Origin of the sequence: Spongiactinospora rosea, assembly GCF_003315795.1 — a bacterium.
GTDB lineage: Bacteria > Actinomycetota > Actinomycetes > Streptosporangiales > Streptosporangiaceae > Spongiactinospora > Spongiactinospora rosea.
The window spans coordinates 763908-781654 of record NZ_QMEY01000001.1 but is presented as its reverse complement, the minus strand read 5'-3'; the positions used below and the strand labels follow the sequence as shown (position 1 = coordinate 781654).

Below are 17747 nucleotides of genomic sequence, written 5' to 3'. Positions count from 1 at the left end.
ACGAATCGACGCGCCGGAAGCGCGTGTTCAAAACGCTAACCCCAGGTCCGGCAGCGGCAGGCACTTTTTAGCTGTAGGCCAATCGCGCAATCAAGCCGGAAGCGAATTATGCCGTCAGCTAATTAACCCGCCGCCTATATAGTTGGATATGAGGTCATGACATCTGGATGCGCTGGGCGGTCACGTACCGGGCCTGGTGGGACGCCAGGAAGGTGATCACCTCCGCCACCTCCTCCGGCCGGCCCACGTGGTACAGCGGCCCGGTCGCGCGCACCTCCTCGGCCACCTTGGGGTTCACCCAGCCGGTGTCGGTCGCCGGGGGATGCACGATGTTGGCCGTCACGCCGTACCGGCCGAGTTCGTGGGCCGCGGACATCGTGTAGTTCTCCTGGGCGGCCTTGGCCGCGCCGTAGGACACCTCGCCGGGGAAGCCGCCGGGGCTTCCGGAGGTCAGGCCGATGATCCGGCCCCAGGACGCGCCCCGGGCGAGGTGGCGGCGGGCGAATTCGGCGATGAGCAGCGCGGGCGCGCGCGTGTCCACCGCGAACTGCCGCTCATGTCCCGCCAGGTCGACGAGCCGCAGGTCGCGGCCGAACCGGTCGGCCGGATCGGGCAGGAAGGTGTCGGCGAGCCACCCGCTGGCGTTGTTGACCAGGATCTCGACCGGCCCCAAGGCGCGCTCGGCCCGGTCGAACAGCGCGCCGGGCACGGCGGGGTCGGCCAGGTCGGCCTCGACGGCCTCGGCCGTGCCGCCCGCCTCCCGGATCTCGCTCGCGATGACGTCCGCGCTCTGCGCGCGCAGCCTGCCGTACTCCTCCGGAAAGGACGGGTCGTCGGCGTGTTCGGCCGGGTCCAGCCGCTTGTACGTCAGCAGCACGGCGGCCCCCTGCGCCGCCAGCGCCCGCGCCACCGCCGCGCCGATGCCCTGGTTGGCCCCGGTGACCAGGGCGACCCTCCCGCTGAGTTGTGGATCGATCATCCTTCCATCATGTAGTCGCGCAGCACCCGCCGCCACCGGCCGGCCGCGGTGTCTCGCAGCAGCGCCACCGCCATGCAGTACTTGCTGACGCTGACCGGGCGCACCCCCATCGCGCGCAGCGCCCGGTCGGGGGCCGCGTCGCCGCTCTCCGACTTGGACTCGACCAGCGCGTAATCGCCGCGCGCCCGAAACGCCCGCCGCCCGTCATGGCAGACCAGCCCCGTGTCGCAGGTCAGCCGGGCCGCGCCCGCGCGATCGACCAGCGTCATGCGCCGGTAGTCGGTGGTCAGGATCGGCAGCAGCGGGCCGGGCGGCGGGGTGCGCAGGCCGCGAAGTACGACGTCGGAGACGAACTCGCGGTCCTCGGCCGACAGTGCGCCGCCCGCCGCCCGGTGCGGGACGCGGTGTTTGTCCGTGCCGCACTCACCGCTGAGCTTGACCTCCAGCCAGCGTTCGCCGGAGTCGGCGTAGGCGCGGACGCGGACCTTGAACCTGCGCCGCCTGCCCTGCCGGTGCTGGCGGTAGGTGAGCAGGTCGGGCGTGTCGAAGTAGGTGGAGCTGTACCGGAACTGCCTGCGCCGGCCGATCTGGAGCACCGCGAAGCGCTCGCCGAGCCGCCCGGCGAGGTCGGCCAGCGCGGCGGCGGGGACCAGGTACTTCCGGTCGATCCTGGACATCAGGCCCGCCGCCTCCGCCAGCCCCACCGGCGGCAGCCCGGCCGCGATCCCGGCGAGCACCAGGTCGGCCGGGGTGGCCTGCCCGGCGTTCACCGGGCGGCCCCGAGCCGTGCCGGGGAGTCCTTGTAGCGGACGTCGACCACCATCAGCTCGCGTACGTAGTCGACCTCGGTGACCTCCCAGCGCAGCACCGGCACGCGCAGCCGGTTCTCCAGGTCGGCGACCAGGGACCGGGGGTCGCTGTGCACGCGGTCCAGCGTGACGAGCTGGTGGCGGGTGCCTTCGAGCAGCCGCGGGTGGTCGGCGACGTACATCACGCCGAGCAGCGCGGCGTCCAGGAACAGGGCGGTCAGCGGCCGGTCAGCGGCGATGCCGTTGACCAGGCCGAGCGCGATGGCGACGAAGTAGTACGCGATCTCGCCCTGGGTGATCTCGTTGGACCGTAACCGGATGATCGACAGCACCCCGAACAGGCCGAAGCCGACCGCGAGGTCCACCCGCTGCGCCTGGAGCAGCGAGACCACCGCGAAGATCCCCACGTTCAGCGCGGCGTAGGCGAACAGCAGGTCGCGGCGGTGATGTCGGCGGAAGTACAGGCCGTAGGCCAGAACCGCTATCGCGGCGAGGTCCAGCAGCAGGCCCACCACGGTCGCCGAACGCACGATGTCCTCCCTGAGTCACTGCGGGCGATTCGGAGATCAGCCTCGCCATCACGCGTGAACTCTGGGTGAGGGGTGGGTGAGGGCGCTCTCATCGAGGCGCTTTATGTGGCTTTGCGGCGCCGGGTGCTGTGCTGAAGGTCAGCCCCGGGCGGCTGCGAATGAGTGCCCTGAGCCGCCCGGGGTCCCAGCCGGAGTCAATCCCGCCGGAAGGACCTACGTATGGTACCGAAGTGCCGATCCGTGCGGGCGCTACATGCGGTACGGGCGGCGGCGCGCGGCCGGGGGCAGCTCGAACGGCCGGTGCGGGAGGGTCTGGTACCAGTACGCCACCGAGCTGACATCGTCGGACCGCTTGTTGGCGTGCCCGTGCTCGATGGTGACCCTGATCGACTCGGTGAAGGTGATCGGGTCCTCCACATGGAACCGGTACAGCGAGATGTCGCCACTCCAGTTCGGCCCGCCGGGCAGGGTGACCCCGTGGTAGGGCGCGTGGTGGGTCTGGGTCGGGCACCAGGCGGTGTTGAAGTAGTCCTCGGTGCCGGTGCCGTGCAGCGACGGCGGGAACGGCTCGCCGTCGATGAAGATCATGTCATCGCCCTCGCCGTACCAGTTCCAGTCGCTGGTCTCGCGCAGGTTGCGGACGTTGAACACGCAGCCGACGTAGTGCCCCCGCCCCACGGCGTCGAGGATGACGTAGTTGTCATCGCCGGTCAGGTTGGTGCCCTCCAGCAGGTACTCACGGTTGGTCTGCGCGCCCTGCTCGACGCCGCCGGTGGGGCGCTCGGCGTTCCACTGAGCGTGGAAGTAGCCGAGTTCGGTGTCCGGCGGGCCGTCGAACAGGTCGTAGTCGATGTAGTAGTAGAAGAACACCGGGTGCGTGGTCAGCTCGCTGATCAGCTCGACGTGCGCCCGTCGTCCGAACGGCATGTGGAACCACGAGTTGAACGCCTTGCCGTCCTCCGGGCTCATCTGGAGCGGCGCGGAGACGAAGTTCCCGGTGCGGCCGTGCCCCATGCCGAAGAAGTCGCCCAGCGGCACCAGCACGCTGGGCGCCTCGGAGTCGTCCCAGGTGATCTTCAGCACCAGTTGCCGCAGGTAGTCGGCGTCGGCGATGTCCGGCACCTCGATGTGGGGCAGCGCGACCGTGCACCAGATGTGGTTGATCGACCCCGGACCCTCGATGTCGGCGAGGGTGACCCGGGTGCCCGGCTGGACGGTGAGACGGTCGTCGTTGCCGCCGGTGCGGTCCCAGCTCGACGCCCGCTTGCGGCGGCTCGTACGCAGCCGGGGCAGGTCGCGCAGGCTGCTGCCGTACTGGCCGTACGTCATGAAGATCCTCTCTCTTGGAACGCGGTGATTACTTCAGGCCGGTGGTCTTCATCGCGTCCACGAGCCGTTTCTGGCCCGCCAGGAACACGATCACCGTGGGGATCGCCGCGACCAGGCTGGCGGCGAGCACGTAGTGCCATGCGGTGGAGTACTGGCCGGAAAGCCCGGCGATGCCGACCTGGATCATGCGCAGGTCCGGGTCCCTGACGGCCGTGAGCGGCCACAGGAACGCGTTCCAGTTGGTCAGGAAGAACAGCACGGACAGGGTGGCCAGCATGGGCTTGCTGAGCGGCAGGACGACCCGCCAGTACAGGCCGAAGAAGCCGCAGCCGTCCAGCTTGGCGGCCTCCTCCAGCTCGCGCGGGATGTTCAGGTAGTACTGCCGGAGCAGGAAGATCCCGAACGCGTTGAAGATGGCCGGGACGATCAGGCCCGCGTGGCTGTCCAGCATGCCCAGTTCCCTGACCACCAGGAACAGCGGGACCAGGATCACCGGCAGCGACACGAGCATGGTGGAGAAGATCATCGAGAAGATCGCCTGCTGCCCCCGGAAGCGCAGCCGGGCCAGCGCGAACGCGGCCATCGAGTGGAACAGTAGCGCGACCACCGTGATCGTCACCGCGACCAGCGCGCTGTTGAACAGGAAGCGCGGCAGCGGCATCTCGGTGAGCACGTAGATCAGGTTGTCCAGCGTCCAGCGGCTGGGCAGGCCGAGGGTGAAGATCTCCTGGGCCGGTTTGAGCACGGTGACCAGCAGCCACAGCATCGGCGCCACGGTGAACGCCGCGATCAGGTACGCCAGCACCGCCCGCGGCCCGAACCGGGCCCTGCGCCGCGGCAGCGCCCTAGCGTTCGTCGGCATCGAAGCGCCCTCCCCTGGTCATCGCGAACATCACGCCGGTCACCATCACCAGGAACGCGACCACCACACTGGTCAGCGCCGCCGCGTAGCCGTAGTTGTTGAACGAGAACGCCTGCTGGTAGATGTAGAAGACCACGGTGGTGGTGGCGTTGGCCGGGCCGCCCTCGGTGAGCGCCCAGACCAGGTCGAACGCCTGGAGCCCGGTGACCGCGTTGACGGTCAGGGTGATCAGCACGAAGAAGCTGGTGGGCCGGAGCAGCGGCCAGGTCACATGGCGGAAGCGCTGCCAGGCCGAGGCCCCGTCGATCCGCGCCGCCTCGCCGTACTCCTTGGGGATGTCCTTCAGCCCGGACACGAAGATCAGCATCTGGTAGCCCATCAGGAACCACACACTGATCAGTACGAACGTGCCCAGCGCCAGCGACGGCGTGCCCAGCCAGGACACGTCGCCGAGCCCGAGGGGCGCGAGCAGCGTGGGCACCATGCCCTGCTTGTCCACCAGCAGGAACTGCCACAGCATGCCCACCACGACCAGGCTGATCACATGCGGCAGGAACAGCGCCGTGCGCACCCCGGCCACGCCGGGGAAGTGGTCGCGGACCAGCAGAGCCAGGCCGAGCCCGGCCGCGAAGCAGAGCGGCACGAAGGTCACGACGTAGATCAGCGTGACCTTGACGCTCTCCCACAGGGCCGCGTCGCCCAGCATCTGCCGGAAGTTGTCCAGCCCCACGAACGTGTAGCCGCCGAAGCCGTCCACCTGGAACAGCGACACCCCGAGGGCCAGCAGCATGGGCAGCAGCACGAAGATCGCCAGGCCCAGCACGTCGGGCGCCAGGAAGAAGGCGGCGGCCAGGCCCTCCCGGCCCTCGCCCCTCCTGCGCCCGGCGCCCTTGCCCGGTTGGTGCCCGGCCGGGGCCTGGGCAGGAAGGATAGGCCCCGGCCGGGAGTCAGGTACGGCGGTGCCCACGTCGTCTGTGCTCGTCACCGTGTCACGTCTCGCTTTCGCCGCGCCCGGCCGCCGCGCTGTCACCGCTCACAGGATCGGTGCGCCCTTGTAGGTCTTGAGGAACGCGTCGATCTTCGCCGCCGCGTCCGCCGCCGCCGTCGCGGGAGCCGTGCTCCCGAGCTGGCACGCCTGGATGGCGTCGGACACGGCCTTGTAGACCTCTGGGGGGTAGCGGGGCTCGGGACGACCGCCGGGCGCGACGTCCTTGATGAAGGTCGCGAACGCCTTGTCCTGGAACGCGCCCTTCTCCTCCGCGGCCTTCTGCACCGACTTGCGCGGCGGCACGGTCGTCTTGACCACCGTGCTCCACTGCCGGCCGCGCTCCACACTACCGGCGTCCATGGAGCCCAGCGCCCAGGCGATGAACTTGGCCGCGGCCTCGGGGTTCTTGCCCTTGGCGTTGGCCACGAAGGCCCAGCCGCCCATGTCGGTGGTGTACGTGCCGCCCTGCGGGGTGGGCAGCTTGAAGACGCCGTACTTGAAGTCCTTGGCCTGCTGCTGGAGGTCGGCCAGCGCCCAGGTGCCGGTCTGCTGGATGGCCACGCTGCCCGACACGAGGTTCGCGACCACGTTGCCCGCGCCGTCGCCGCGCGGCTTCTTCGGGGCGATGCCCGCACGGATGGTCTTCTGCCAGAGGTCCAGGGCGGCGATGGCGCCAGGGGAGTCGAAACCGGCCAGGCCGTCGGCGGGGACCGCGCTGGAGCCGCCCATCCACATGAAGGGGTACCAGGTGAAGTTCTGGTAGTAGCCGGGGATGGTCTCGAACAGGAGGCCGAAGCGGTCCTTGTCGGTCAGCTTCTCGGCGACGTTGAGCAGTTGGTCCCAGGTGGTGGGGATGTCGCCCTCGGACAGGCCGGCCTTCTCGAAGGCGTCGATGCCGTAGTAGAGGGCCAGTGGCTCGATCTCCATCGGCAGGCCGTAGATCTTGCCGTTCACCTTGCGGGTGTCCAGTACGCCGTCCACGTAGTCGGCGATGGCGTCGGGCCTCAGGTGGGGGGTGAGGTCCTGGAGGACGTTCGCGTTGGAGTACCGGAGGAAGTCACCGGGGCTGATCAGGAAGATGTCCGGGCCCTCGCCCGCGGAGAAGGCGGTCTGGAGCGGGGTGCCGGTGATGTACTCCGCGGTGGGCAGGTAGTGGAGCTTGACCTTGACCTCGTTGTCGGCGTTCCACTCCTTGACCATGTTGACGAACCAGTCGGACTGGGCGCTGGGCTTGTCGGTGGGGCCGTAGAAGTTCCAGAAGACGAGTTCCTTCGCGTTCCCGCCGCCCCCGGCGGAGCCTCCGCCGCCACAGGCGGCGAGCAGCGGAACGGCGCCCAGTGCGGCGGCGCCGCCGAGGAATGCCCGGCGGCTCACCGCACCGACATCGGGTGTGCCGGCACGGGGACCGGTGACAAAACGGGTGGCCATGGATGTGCTCTCCAACTGCGAAAATGCCGGGTTCCCGGCCTCGAGCAATCGATTTCTCGGAATCTAGGGGTGGGGTTCCTTCAGCGTCAACCCCGAGTTACCAAGATGTTGCGCGGCACGCCGGGGCACGCCGCGCGCGGTCAGGCCGGCTGCGCGGGGCGCGGCACGGCTTCGATCTCCGGCAGGTACGGCATGCCCGCGACCGCCCCGGGCCGCGTGGTGGCGATGCCCGCCGCCGCGTTGGCGAACCGGGCCGCGGCCACCAGGTCCTCGCCCCGGGCCAGCCGGGCCGCGAGCGCGCCGCAGAAGGCGTCTCCCGCACCCACGGTGTCCACCGCCGTGACGGCAGAGGCGGGCACCGGCGTGATGTCGAGCATGCCCGTTCCAGGGTCGCGCCGGGCGACGATCGCCCCCCGCTCCCCCAGCGTGAGCACCACCCCCCGGCAGCCGAACCGGTCGCACAGGTCGCCCACGGCGGACCGGGCGTCCTCTCCATCGGGTGGATAGCCGAGCAGTTGCTCCGCTTCCACCTGGTTCGGTATGAGGATATCCACGTATGGGTGGATATCGGTGGGTATGGCGGTGTATGGGGCGGGGTTGAGCAACGTCAGCACGCCGTTCTCACGGGCCGTGCGCAGGGCGGCGAAGCTCACCTCGACCGGTAGTTCGAGCTGTACGGCGAGCACCTTGGAGGCCGCGATCACCGGGGCCGCGCGGGCGATGTCCGACGGTCTCATGGCGTCGTTGGCGCGGGGCACGATGATGATCGAGTTGGCGCCGCCCGGCTCGACGACCGGCAGGCCCACGCCGGTGCCCAGCTCGCCGTCGCGCACCACGCAGGACGCGTCGATGCCCTCGTCGCGCAGCAGGTCGATGAACTCCTGGCCGTAGCGGTCGTCGCCGAGCCTGCCGATCATGGCGGCGGTCGCCCCGGCCCGCGCCGCGGCCACCGCCTGGTTGACGCCCTTACCGCCGAGGAACTCCGCGAACCCGGTGCCGCGCAGCGTCTCGCCGGTACGCGGCCGGTACGGGGCGCTCGCCACCAGGTCCTTCATGAAGCTGCCCAGCACGCAGACGTCGAAGCGCCGTCCGGCGCCGTTGCCCGTCGCCGCGGCGTTCATGCCTCCGCCTTCTCGCCCAGCAACTTACGCCCGAGCGAGCCCGCCGGGTGGAAGCGTGCGAAATCGGTTTCAGTGAACCCACGCCGGACCATCAATGCCGAGGCGAGCGCGTCGCCCATCACCAACGTCGCCGTCGTGGACGCGGTCGGCGCCAGGTTCAGCGGGTCGGCCTCACGGAAAACACCCACGTCAAGCACGTGATCAGCGGTCCGTCCAAGAGTCGAGTCGGCGACGCCGACCAGGGCCACCACAGTACTCCGCCGGTCGGCCACCATCCGTGCGAACACGCAGACCTCCCGGGTCTCCCCGGATCCGGAGATCGCGATCAACACGTCGCCGGGCGCCACCATGCCGGAGTCGCCGTGCAGCGCCTCGGCGGCGTGCACGAAGATGGCCGGGGTGCCAGTGCTGGCCAGAGTGGCGGCGATCTTTTTGCCGATGTGCCCGGACTTGCCGAGGCCGGTCACCACCACGCGTCCGGCACAGCCCGCGATCGCATCGACCACCTGCACAAACCTATCGTCCAAGCGCCCTGCGAGCGCCGCCACCGCCTCCGCTTCCCACCGCAGCGTCTCGCGCGCAGCGGTGAGCGAGTCGTCCGCGGGGTCCTCCGCCGGCGACAGGCGCGTGTCGCCCGCGCCCGTTGGGGGGGTGACCACCAAGGCTCATTCCTCTCTGAGAAATCGATTTCTCAAGAAGGTAGAGTTAGCGGCGTAGGATGTCAACGCCGGTCAGAGATCCGTTGCGGGCCGGCAGCCGTACGATTTACCGGGCAGGCCCCCACCCCGCCCCCCTTTGGGCTTCATGCGGAGGACGCTGAGCAGATGGCGACGATCCACGACGTTGCGCGGCACGCGGGCGTTTCCGCGGCCACGGTCTCCCGGGTGCTCAACGGCCGCGAGACGGTGGACCCGGCGCTCGCCGTACGAGTGCAGAGCGCCGTCAGCGCCCTCGGCTACCGCCGCAACTCGGTGGCGCGCAATCTGCGCAGGCGGCAGACCACGCTGTGGGCGGTGCTCATCTCCGACATCGAGAACCCGTTCTTCACCTCGCTGGTCAGGGGGGTCGAGGACGTCGGGCGCAGCGAGGGCTACTCGGTGGTGCTGTGCAACACCGACGAGGACACGACGAAGGAGTCGGAGTACATCGCCGCCTGCCTGGCCGACAAGATGGCCGGTGTGATCATCTCCCCGACCAGCGACACCAGCGACGTCAGCCCGCTGGTCGAGGCGGGCACCGCGGTGGTCGCGATCGACCGGGAGCTGTCCCAGGTCACCCTCGACACCGTGCTGGTCGACAACGAGGGCGGGGCCGAACAGGCCACCCGGCACCTCGCCGAACGCGGCTACCGGCGCATCGCCTGCATCACCGGCCCGCGCCGCACCTCCACCGCCATCCGCCGGCTGCGCGGCTACCAGCGCGCCATCAAGGCCACCGGCCTGACCGCCGACAAGAGCCTCATCCGGCACGCCGACTTCCGCGAGGCGGGCGGCTACGCCGCCATGGCCGCGCTTCTGGACGAGGACGTCCGGCCGGACGCGGTGTTCGCGGCCAACAACCTGATGACGGTGGGGGCGCTGGAGTGCCTGGTCGACCGGGGCCTGACGGTGCCCGATGACGTGGGCGTCGTCGGCTTCGACGACATCCCCTGGGCCCGCCTGGCCCGCCCGTCCCTCACCACCGTGGGCCAGCCCACGTACGAGATGGGCAAGTCCGCGGCCCAACTCCTGTCCGGCCGAATCGCCACCCCAGGCCGCCCGGCCACCCGCGTCACCCTCCAAACCGAACTCCACATCCGCGAAAGCACCAACCGCCCACCTGCCTGACCCGGTGGCGGCGACCTGTCACCACGGCGAAAAGCGTTTCGCTTGGAGGGGTGGTGGGTGACAGGCTTGGGGGATGGACTTGGTTCCGCACTTTCGGCGTGAGATCCAGGGGTTCGAGGCCGCGGTACGGGGGGTGGCCGGGGGGAATGAAGCGCCGTTGACGCCGTCGTGCCCCGGGTGGTCGGTGAACGATCTGATCGCGCATCTGGGCGGGGTTCACCGTGGGGTGAGCCACATCATCAAGAACGACCTTGTGACCTGGCCGGGCATGGATGACCTCGGGTTTCTCCGGTTGCCCGCGGAGGCGGCGGGGTGGCCGCGGCCGGATACCGCGCCCAACCGGGGGCCGGTGCCCGCAGGGTTGATCGACTGGTTCGCGGAGGGGGCCGCCGAGTTGTACGCGGTGTTCCGGGACACCGATCCCGCCCAGCGTGCCTGGACGTGGTCGCGGGAGCAGACCGTCGGGTTCTGGGTGCGGGTGCAGGCGATCGAGGCGGCCGTGCACCGGTGGGACGCGCAGGCCGCGACCGGCGATCCCGAGCCGATCGACGCCGACCTCGCCTCCGACATGATCGCCCAGACCTTCGAGGTGATGGCCCCGGCGCGGCGGGAGTGGCGGCAGGCACCGCCGGGGCGGGGCGAGCGGTACGCGTTCCGCCGTACCGACGGCCCGGGGGCGTGGACGGCGCGGTTCGACGGCGGCGAGGTCGCCCTCACGGACGGCCCCGGCGATGTGGAGCTGGCCGGAACCGCGTCCGACCTGGCACTCTACCTCTGGGGCCGGGTCCCCGCCGACCGACTCCAGATCAGCGGCGACAAAGACGTACTCGACCGCTACTTCACCCTGGTCCCGCCGGTCTGACCCGCGCGGGTGAGGCGGTCGCCCAGCATGCGCAGGTGGGCGGCCAGTTCCGGCGGGCCGTGGACGGTGAAGTCGCAGCCCAGCCGTCCGATGCTGAAGGCCAGGTAGTCGAGTGTGTCGGCGGATGCGCGCAACCGGCAGGAATCCTCGTCCACCGCGGTCAGGACGCCGACGTCGCCGGGCAGGCGCGGGGCGATCTCATCCATGGGGGCGTGCAGGGTGACATCGGCCTCGTAGACGGGACCGGAGGTGTAGAGCTTCGCCTTGAGGAAGGCGGCGGCGTCCGGTTCGGGTGGCTCGCGGGTGGGGGCGCGCATTCCGGTGGGGTGGACGTCCTCGATGCGGTCCACCCGGAAGATCCGCCAGTCGTCGCGCTCGTCGTCGTACGCGATCAGGTACCAGCGCCGCCCCGTGGCGACCAGGCGGTACGGGGCGGCCAGCCGCCTGGACGGGTCGCCCTGCGCGGATCGGTACGCGAAGCGGACCTTTTCCCGGGCGGTCACCGCGGCGGCCAGGGCGCTCAGTACCTCCGGGTCCACGCCCGGACCCGGCGCGGCGCCGAATGGGACGGTCGCCGCGCCGACTGCCGCCACCCGGTGACGCAACCGGGCCGGGAGCACCTGTTCCAGCTTGGCCATCGCGCGGACCGAGGCGTCCTCGATCCCCTGCACGGCCTGAGCCGTCGCGGTACGCAGCCCCACCGCGACGGCCACCGCCTCCTCGTCGTCCAGCAGCAGCGGCGGCATCGCCGTGCCCGCCACCAGCCGGTAACCGCCCGCCGCCCCCATGCTGGCCGTCACCGGGTAGCCGAGGTCGCGCAGCCGCTCGATGTCCCGCCTGATCGTGCGCGGGCTGACCGCCAGTCGTTCGGCCAGTTCGCTGCCCGGCCACTCCCGGGGGATCTGGAGCAGCGACAACAGCTTCAGCAGCCGGGCCGGGGTGTCGCTCATGGGCCACCAGCATGCCGGCCATCGAGGACGGCCACCGACCTATATCGGCCTTAGCCGCTGGTCACGAACGATGAAATATCCTTAAGACGAACGATCTCCCCACGCGCGCCCCAGTTGCCCTCGGGGATCTCGTTGATGTGCACCCACGCGGTGGTGGCCTCGGCGAACCGCCCCGGCTCCGCGTCGGCGTCGGCGAGCACCTGGGTGACGCGCTGAACGATGTCCAGGCGCTTGGCGTCGTTCAGCGAACCGGCCGGAACGCCCACCCGCACCACGTACTTCGGCTTCTCCCCCGCGGGCAGCCGCCGGCCGCCGATGAACCAGGCGTCGATCTCGTTCACCACCAGCCAGGAGATGGTCCTGGCCGCCTCGGTGTCCGGGGCACCCTCGGCGGCCATCACCTCCGACACCAGGCGCCCGCCGATCTTGTCGCGGCCGGCCTCGTCCAGCGAGCCCTTGGGGACGAACAACTCCACGAACGGCATGAGTAAGTCCTTTCATTGAACTCGTTCAGCCCACAACCTACAGCCAGTGAGTTCAATGAATCAACCCTCTACACTGGGACCATGCAACGGACCAGCTTCGCGGAGATGCACTGCTCGATCGGGCAGTCCCTGGAACGCATCGGCGAGTGGTGGACGCCGCTGATCATGCGGGACCTCCACCTCGGCCTGCACCGGTTCGACGACATCGCCGAGAACCTGGGCATCTCTCGCAACCTGCTCACCCGCCGGCTGGACGCGCTGGTCACCGACGGCATCGTGGAACGCCGGGCCTACCAGGAGCGGCCCCCGCGGCACGAGTACCACCTGACCGAAGCGGGCCGCGACCTCGTGCCGGTGCTGATGGCGCTGATGGCCTGGGGCGACAAATGGGCGACCCCGGAGGGCGGCCCGCCGGTGCGCCTGGTCCACCGCGAGTGCGGGGCCGAGTTCACCCCGCAGGTCTGCTGCTCGGGCTGCGGGCGGCCGGTGAGCACCGCCGATGTGCAGGCGCTGCCCGGTCCGGGCGCCGCCTACGGCCCGGGGACCAAGGTCCTGGCCCGGCGCAGCGGCATCGCACCGGGCCAGGACCATGACCCGAGCCCGTCAGGGCGTGAGATCGGCCACTCCCATTCCGGTTGAAATGTCGAACGGCACCGAAACCTGATCGTGGGCGATCAGCCACTCGCCGTCGATCCTGCGAAAGCACACGGTGGCCCGGACCCACATTCCGCTGGTCGCCGTACCGTTTCGCAACGTGCCGCTGAGCCGGCCGAAAAAGTGCCCGTACGCCACCTCATCGCTCACGGTGAAGGCCGGTTCACGAACCTCGTACGTCACTTCCTCGAAGAACGTGAAGACATTCCGCCAGTTGTTCAGTTTCGCCGCTATGCCGACATGCCGCAGCGGCGGCTCGACGTCGAAGGACACGACGTCCGGCGTGTAAAGCCGCCGCAGGGCCTCGATGTCCTTGGCTTCGATTCCCGCGGCCACCTTGTCGATGTGCGCCCGGAGTTCGGTCTCGTGCTTTTCGCGTAGCGCGGTCATCGCCGACCGTCCCTTCCATTCGGGGTGGTGGTGCATCGCCTTCTCGGCGATACGACGACACGGCACCCTCGAATGTCAGGTCAGGAAAGGGCGAGCGCGCGGTCGATGCCCGGCCCCATGAAGGCGCGGGCCAGCCCCGCCCGGCGCAGCCGCCAGGCCGGTGACCTGCGGACCCGCCCGCCGTACCGCCGGTCGTAGATGTCGCCGACCAGGTCGGGGTGCGCGCCCAGCTCCAGCAGCACCGGGAACGCCTCCCGCTTGGAGATCATCCCGCCGCCGCGCAGCGTGACGGTGGCCCGCGCGAGGGTCAGCACGCCCGAATCGACCCAGTCGTCGGTGAGCCAGGGCCGCAGCCGGGCCACCAGGGGCCGCCAGTAGCCGTCCAGCTCATCGCGCACGAAGCGGGTCAATTCGCCGTCGGTGACGGGCGGGATCATGCCGGTCGGGCCGGGGCCGTACAGGGTGACGCCCTCGCGTAGGAGTTCGCGCCGGATCACCGGGGAGACCGGCCGGTGGTACAGCTCGGAGAAGGCCCAGGTCAGGTGCTCCCGCTCCGGATCGTGCAGGTGGTTTTTGACCAGGTAGGAGCAGTGCAGGCGGGCCGCGAGCGGCTGGTGGTCGGCGAGCCGGCGATGCAGGTCGGTGAGCCTGCGGGTCTGGTCGCGGTCGGGGGTCTCGGCGATGACCGCGAGCAGGTCGAGATCGCTGCGCCGGAGCTGGAAGTCGCCCGAGGCGAGCGAGCCGTGCACCCACAGGGCGACGAGCGGAACGGCGGCCATCACCTCGGTGGCGAACCGCTCGATCAGCGCGCCCGCGACCTCCTCAGGATTCATGGTCCAACCGTCTCACGTATTTCGGTCTCCGGCACCGCCCGACCGGTCTGATATGGCACTCCAGCCGTCCTGAGAATGGCATTGACACCCGGTTACCCGCGAGTAAGTATCAGCTCACGGCGCGCCGTCCCGATGCCCTGCGCACTCTCTCCCCAAGGACGGCCAAATGAGCTTGTGTGTTCGCGTGAGCATGGTCTTTGTCACCATGGTCCTAGCCATCTCAGGAACGGCGATTCCGGCCGCCGCGGCGACCGCCGGCGATGTCGTCTCGGCGCAAAAGGTCACCCTCTACTACGACCCGGCCAGATTGCTGAAGGTGCCGGCGAAGGTGTGGAAGATCCTCTACCACTCCACATCGGCCACGGGCGCGCCGGTCCAGGTCTCCGGGACCGTGCTCGTGCCCAAGACCTCCTACCCCGGCACCCGGCCGATCATCGGGTACGCGGTCGGCACCAAGGGCCTGGGCGACCAGTGCGCGCCCTCGGCGCTGTGGCAGCGCGGCAAGGACAAGGAGATCGCACTGGTCAGCCTGCTCCTGGCGCGCGGCTGGGCGGTCGCGGTGACCGACTACGAAGGGCTCGGCACGCCCGGCCCGCACACCTACATGGCGGGCCTCTCGCAGGGCCATGCCGTACTGGACGCGATCAGGGCCGCGGCGCGGGTGCCCGGCGCGGGGCTGTCCGCGTCAGCCGAGGTGGGCGTGCTCGGCTACTCCCAGGGCGGCGCGGCGGCGGGCTGGGCGGCCCAGCTCCACGCGGCGTACGCGCCGGAACTGCGGCTGCGCGGCGTCGCGACGGGCGGCGTGCCCGCCGACCTCAAGCGGGCCGCCGACCACCTGGACGGCCGCCCCCACTTCGGACTGGCCGCGGCGGCGGGCGCCGGCCTGGACGCCGCCTACCCCGAACTGGACCTCGACCGCTACCTCACCGCCGAGGGCCGCACGCTGTTCGCCGGGATCCGCGACGACTGCACCGGCGCGATCGTCGACAGGCTGGCCGGCCGCAGGCTGTCCCAGCTCACCACCGCCGACGTGCTGAACGTGCCCGCCTGGCAGGCGCGGCTGAACGAGAACCGGCTCGGCGGGCGGACGCCCGGCGTACCGATCTACCTGTACCACGCCACCGACGACGAGGTCATCCCGATCGCGATCGGCCGGACCCTGCGCCGCGACTGGTGCGACAGGGGCGCGAAGGTCCTGTGGACCCCGCTGCCCGCGCCCAACCACACCACCGGCGCGGTCGAGGGCGTGCCGATCGCCATCACCTGGCTGTCCAGCCGGTTCGAGGGCCTACCGGTCCTGTCCAACTGCTGACCCCGGCAGCGGCCCACCGGGCTCACCCGAAGCGCTTCAGCAGCCCTCGAACTGCGGGACGGTGACGGTCAGTTTGAGCCCGGTGGGGCCGAACCATTTGTCCAGGAGCTCCTTGGCCGTGCCGTCCAGGTACATCTCGTTGATCGCCCGGTTGATCGCCTCGCAGGCGGCCACGTCGCCCTTCTTGAGACCCACGCCGTACCGTTCGTCGGTGAACGGCGCGTTGACGAACCGGACCGACGAGGTGCCCGTCTCACTGGCGAGGCCGGCGAGGATCAGGTCGTCGGTGGAGACCGCGTCCACGGAGCCGTCGGCCAGCTTGGCCGTGCAGTCGCGGTAGCTCTTCATCTCGACCAGGCTCACGTCGACCTTGCGCTCCTCCTTGACCCTGCGCCAGGAGTTGGAGCCGGTGACCTGGCAGAGCTTCTTGCCCGCCAGGTCGCGCACGTTGTTGATGTTCCTGTCCGCGGCGCGGACCAGGGTGTCCTGGTGGGCGACGTAGTACGGCCCGGCGAAGTCGACCTTGACCTTGCGCTCCGCGGTGATCGAGTAGGAGGCGACGATGAAGTCGATCTTGCCCAGCCGGAGCATCTCCTCCCGCTCGGCCGACTTGGTCTCCTTGTAGACGACGTTCTTCGCACCCAGCTTGCGGGCCAGGTAGGCGGCCACGTCCACGTCGAAGCCCTCGTTCCGGCCGCCCTTCAGCGCGCCGAGCCCCGGCTGGTCGATCTTCACGCCGACGGTCATCGTCTCCTTGCCGACGATCGTGCTCGTCTGGGCGCCTGCCAGGCCGCACCCGGACACTCCGAGGACCAGGGCGGCGGCGATCACCGTGTGCCGTACGCGCATGACGGGTCTCCTTTCAGCGGTACTCGCTCAGCCGCGGCCGGACGCCGAGCAGGATCAGCAGGGCGGCGGCCAGGGCGACGCCGGGCAGTAGCCAGTTCCAGCCGCCGAGCGACGCGTCGCCCTTCTTGATCTCTTCGTCGAACGTCCCGCCGTGCAACTTGATGAGGTCCACGAGCGCGTTGTCGTACGCCTGGAACCTGCGGCTCAGGTCGCCCATCCGCTCCGCGATGGCCTCCGCGCCCTTCTGGGAGTTCACGAGCAGGCGCATCTGCCGGTCGCTCTGCTGGAAGCGCTGGTAGCCCTTCAGCACCCGCACCAGCGCCGTCTTCTCGTCCGGGCGGTTCACGATGCTTTTGGCCTCGTCGCCGTGGAAGCCGAGGAACGCGATCGAATCGGGATACTGGCCCACGGCCTTGTCGACTCCGACGTAGTACTTGTCCAGGCTGCCGCCGGCCGTGTAGAGCACCTTCTGCGAGTTGTCCAGGTAGACCTGCTCGTAGGTGTCGGCGCGCTCGGGGTCGAGCAGGTAGCGGCTCTGGTCGCCGTGCATGGTGTTGCCGATGGCGCGGGCCCGGGACATCGCGAGGACCGAGTTGAAGCCCTCCTCCTTGGCCTTGCGCAGCCCCTCGGCCCCGTTGCCGAGCAGCAGTACGGCGGCGACGGTGAGCACGCCCACCCCCACGGTGGCCACCAGCAGCGCCGGGTTGACCACTCGGCGGAACCGGCGGGCCAGGAAGACCTGGATCATCACCAGGGCGACCAGCGTGCCGAGGCCGACGACCCCGACGACGATCCGCCCGATGTTGATCGCCAGGTACTGCGTCTCGTACGTCTGGCGCACGATGGTGCCGCTCTCCAGCGTCAGGTTGTACGCCTTGGGCAGCAGGTCCAGCCGCATCAGGTCGGTCGCCGCCCGGTAGACCGAGACGACCTGGGCGGGCGGCGGGCCCGCCGGGTGCGCGGCCTGCTGGTTCAGCAGCATCGCGCGTTCGGCGAGCTGCTGGTAGCGGCCGAAGCCGTTGAGCAGCGCCTCGACCGTGCGCTTCTCCGTGGCGTCGCCGATCGCGAGGTCGCTGGCCAGCAGCAGCGCCTTGCCGACCTCGGCCTGGCGCTGCTCGTAGCGCCGCACGGCCTTGTCCTTGCCGTCGCCGAGGCCGGTCTCCCTGCCGATCAGCAGGATGTTGGCGACCTGGGCGTCCATGTCGCTGAGCGCGAAGTACATGTCGGCGGTGGCGACGACCTGCGGGCCCGCGTCCTCGCCGATGACCGTGAGGCCGTCGCGGACGTTGCCGATCGCCCAGAACGTGCCGCCGAACAGCGCCGCGACCGCGAGCAGGCACACCGCGGCCCGGGTGCGGATGCGCCCGGGCACGGTACGGCGGCGCGGCGTCCGCACGGGCCGCGCCGCGGGCTCCAGGCTCTGCATAGGGTCCGGCGGCGTGCCGACGACGGCCGTCGTGTTCCCCTGGGGGTGGGCGATGACGGCCGTCGTCCCCTGCGGTTCACCGCCGGGGGCGGGCGTCAGTGGAGGCGCGGTCAT

19 protein-coding genes are annotated in these 17747 nt (G+C 70.2%); 4 read left to right on the top strand and 15 right to left on the bottom strand.

The window, feature by feature from the left end:
- Positions 1 to 154: 154 nt before the first annotated feature.
- From DP939_RS04040 to DP939_RS04000, 9 genes are all read right to left on the bottom strand, one after another.
- Positions 155 to 979 (bottom strand): SDR family NAD(P)-dependent oxidoreductase, encoded by an 825-nt coding sequence (locus DP939_RS04040; RefSeq protein ID WP_113978951.1) that lies wholly within the window; start codon positions 977 to 979, stop codon positions 155 to 157.
- On the bottom strand, positions 976 to 1749 hold the full coding sequence (locus DP939_RS04035) for a polyphosphate polymerase domain-containing protein (protein WP_113978950.1): 774 nt from the start codon (positions 1747 to 1749) through the stop codon (positions 976 to 978). Before DP939_RS04035 ends, DP939_RS04040 begins: the two co-directional genes overlap by 4 nt.
- Complete coding sequence (locus tag DP939_RS04030; protein WP_113978949.1) at positions 1746 to 2318, bottom strand: DUF4956 domain-containing protein; 573 nt, start codon at positions 2316 to 2318, stop codon at positions 1746 to 1748. Before DP939_RS04030 ends, DP939_RS04035 begins: the two co-directional genes overlap by 4 nt.
- 249 nt (positions 2319 to 2567) lie before the next feature.
- The gene (locus tag DP939_RS04025; RefSeq protein WP_113978948.1) at positions 2568 to 3647 is read right to left on the bottom strand and encodes a glycoside hydrolase family 172 protein; all 1080 of its coding nucleotides are present in this window, start codon (positions 3645 to 3647) and stop codon (positions 2568 to 2570) included.
- Positions 3648 to 3675: 28 nt separating this feature from the next.
- Positions 3676 to 4509, bottom strand: a complete 834-nt coding sequence (locus DP939_RS04020) for a carbohydrate ABC transporter permease (protein ID WP_113978947.1) — start codon at positions 4507 to 4509, stop codon at positions 3676 to 3678.
- Positions 4493 to 5494, bottom strand: coding sequence for a carbohydrate ABC transporter permease (locus DP939_RS04015; RefSeq protein ID WP_199564919.1), 1002 nt, complete (start codon positions 5492 to 5494; stop codon positions 4493 to 4495). The genes DP939_RS04020 and DP939_RS04015 overlap by 17 nt, the downstream gene beginning before the upstream one ends.
- Positions 5495 to 5542: 48 nt before the next feature.
- Entirely contained in the window at positions 5543 to 6871 is a 1329-nt protein-coding gene (locus DP939_RS04010; protein ID WP_199564918.1) for an ABC transporter substrate-binding protein, read from the bottom strand.
- A 194-nt stretch (positions 6872 to 7065) separates the two neighbouring features.
- A complete protein-coding gene (locus DP939_RS04005) occupies positions 7066 to 8046 on the bottom strand; it encodes a ribokinase (protein WP_113978945.1) in 981 nt (326 codons plus the stop codon).
- Positions 8043 to 8705: a KpsF/GutQ family sugar-phosphate isomerase gene (locus DP939_RS04000; protein WP_225878068.1), complete on the bottom strand. Its 663-nt coding sequence runs from the start codon at positions 8703 to 8705 to the stop codon at positions 8043 to 8045. The genes DP939_RS04005 and DP939_RS04000 overlap by 4 nt, the downstream gene beginning before the upstream one ends.
- A 165-nt stretch (positions 8706 to 8870) precedes the next feature.
- On the opposite strand from DP939_RS04000, the gene DP939_RS03995 reads away from it, so the two are divergent.
- Together DP939_RS03995 and DP939_RS03990 are read left to right on the top strand one after the other, a co-directional pair.
- Positions 8871 to 9872: a LacI family DNA-binding transcriptional regulator gene (locus DP939_RS03995; protein WP_113978944.1), complete on the top strand. Its 1002-nt coding sequence runs from the start codon at positions 8871 to 8873 to the stop codon at positions 9870 to 9872.
- Positions 9873 to 9945: 73 nt separating this feature from the next.
- Positions 9946 to 10734 (top strand): maleylpyruvate isomerase family mycothiol-dependent enzyme, encoded by a 789-nt coding sequence (locus DP939_RS03990; protein WP_113978943.1) that lies wholly within the window; start codon positions 9946 to 9948, stop codon positions 10732 to 10734.
- On the opposite strand, the gene DP939_RS03985 is transcribed toward DP939_RS03990, so the two are convergent.
- Together DP939_RS03985 and DP939_RS03980 are read right to left on the bottom strand one after the other, a co-directional pair.
- Positions 10707 to 11684, bottom strand: coding sequence for a helix-turn-helix transcriptional regulator (locus tag DP939_RS03985; protein WP_113978942.1), 978 nt, complete (start codon positions 11682 to 11684; stop codon positions 10707 to 10709). The two genes, DP939_RS03990 and DP939_RS03985, sit on opposite strands and share 28 nt — an antisense overlap.
- A 50-nt stretch (positions 11685 to 11734) precedes the next feature.
- Entirely contained in the window at positions 11735 to 12169 is a 435-nt protein-coding gene (locus DP939_RS03980; RefSeq protein ID WP_113978941.1) for a tautomerase family protein, read from the bottom strand.
- A gap of 81 nt (positions 12170 to 12250) precedes the next feature.
- On the opposite strand from DP939_RS03980, the gene DP939_RS03975 reads away from it, so the two are divergent.
- Positions 12251 to 12808 carry a winged helix-turn-helix transcriptional regulator gene (locus tag DP939_RS03975; protein WP_199564916.1) on the top strand — a complete coding sequence of 186 codons (558 nt, stop codon included), beginning with the start codon at positions 12251 to 12253 and terminating at the stop codon, positions 12806 to 12808.
- Here DP939_RS03975 and DP939_RS03970 read toward each other — a convergent pair.
- On the bottom strand, positions 12773 to 13213 hold the full coding sequence (locus DP939_RS03970; RefSeq protein WP_113979496.1) for a YybH family protein: 441 nt from the start codon (positions 13211 to 13213) through the stop codon (positions 12773 to 12775). The two genes, DP939_RS03975 and DP939_RS03970, sit on opposite strands and share 36 nt — an antisense overlap.
- An 80-nt stretch (positions 13214 to 13293) precedes the next feature.
- Positions 13294 to 14046, bottom strand: coding sequence for a nucleotidyltransferase domain-containing protein (locus DP939_RS03965; protein WP_199564915.1), 753 nt, complete (start codon positions 14044 to 14046; stop codon positions 13294 to 13296).
- Positions 14047 to 14236: 190 nt separating this feature from the next.
- Between DP939_RS03965 and DP939_RS03960 the strand changes: the two genes are divergently transcribed.
- Positions 14237 to 15358 (top strand): lipase family protein, encoded by a 1122-nt coding sequence (locus tag DP939_RS03960; protein WP_113978940.1) that lies wholly within the window; start codon positions 14237 to 14239, stop codon positions 15356 to 15358.
- Positions 15359 to 15394: 36 nt separating this feature from the next.
- On the opposite strand, the gene DP939_RS03955 is transcribed toward DP939_RS03960, so the two are convergent.
- Positions 15395 to 16207, bottom strand: coding sequence for a glutamate ABC transporter substrate-binding protein (locus DP939_RS03955; RefSeq protein WP_113978937.1), 813 nt, complete (start codon positions 16205 to 16207; stop codon positions 15395 to 15397).
- 13 nt (positions 16208 to 16220) lie between these two features.
- On the bottom strand, positions 16221 to 17747 hold the full coding sequence (locus tag DP939_RS03950; protein WP_225878031.1) for a vWA domain-containing protein: 1527 nt from the start codon (positions 17745 to 17747) through the stop codon (positions 16221 to 16223).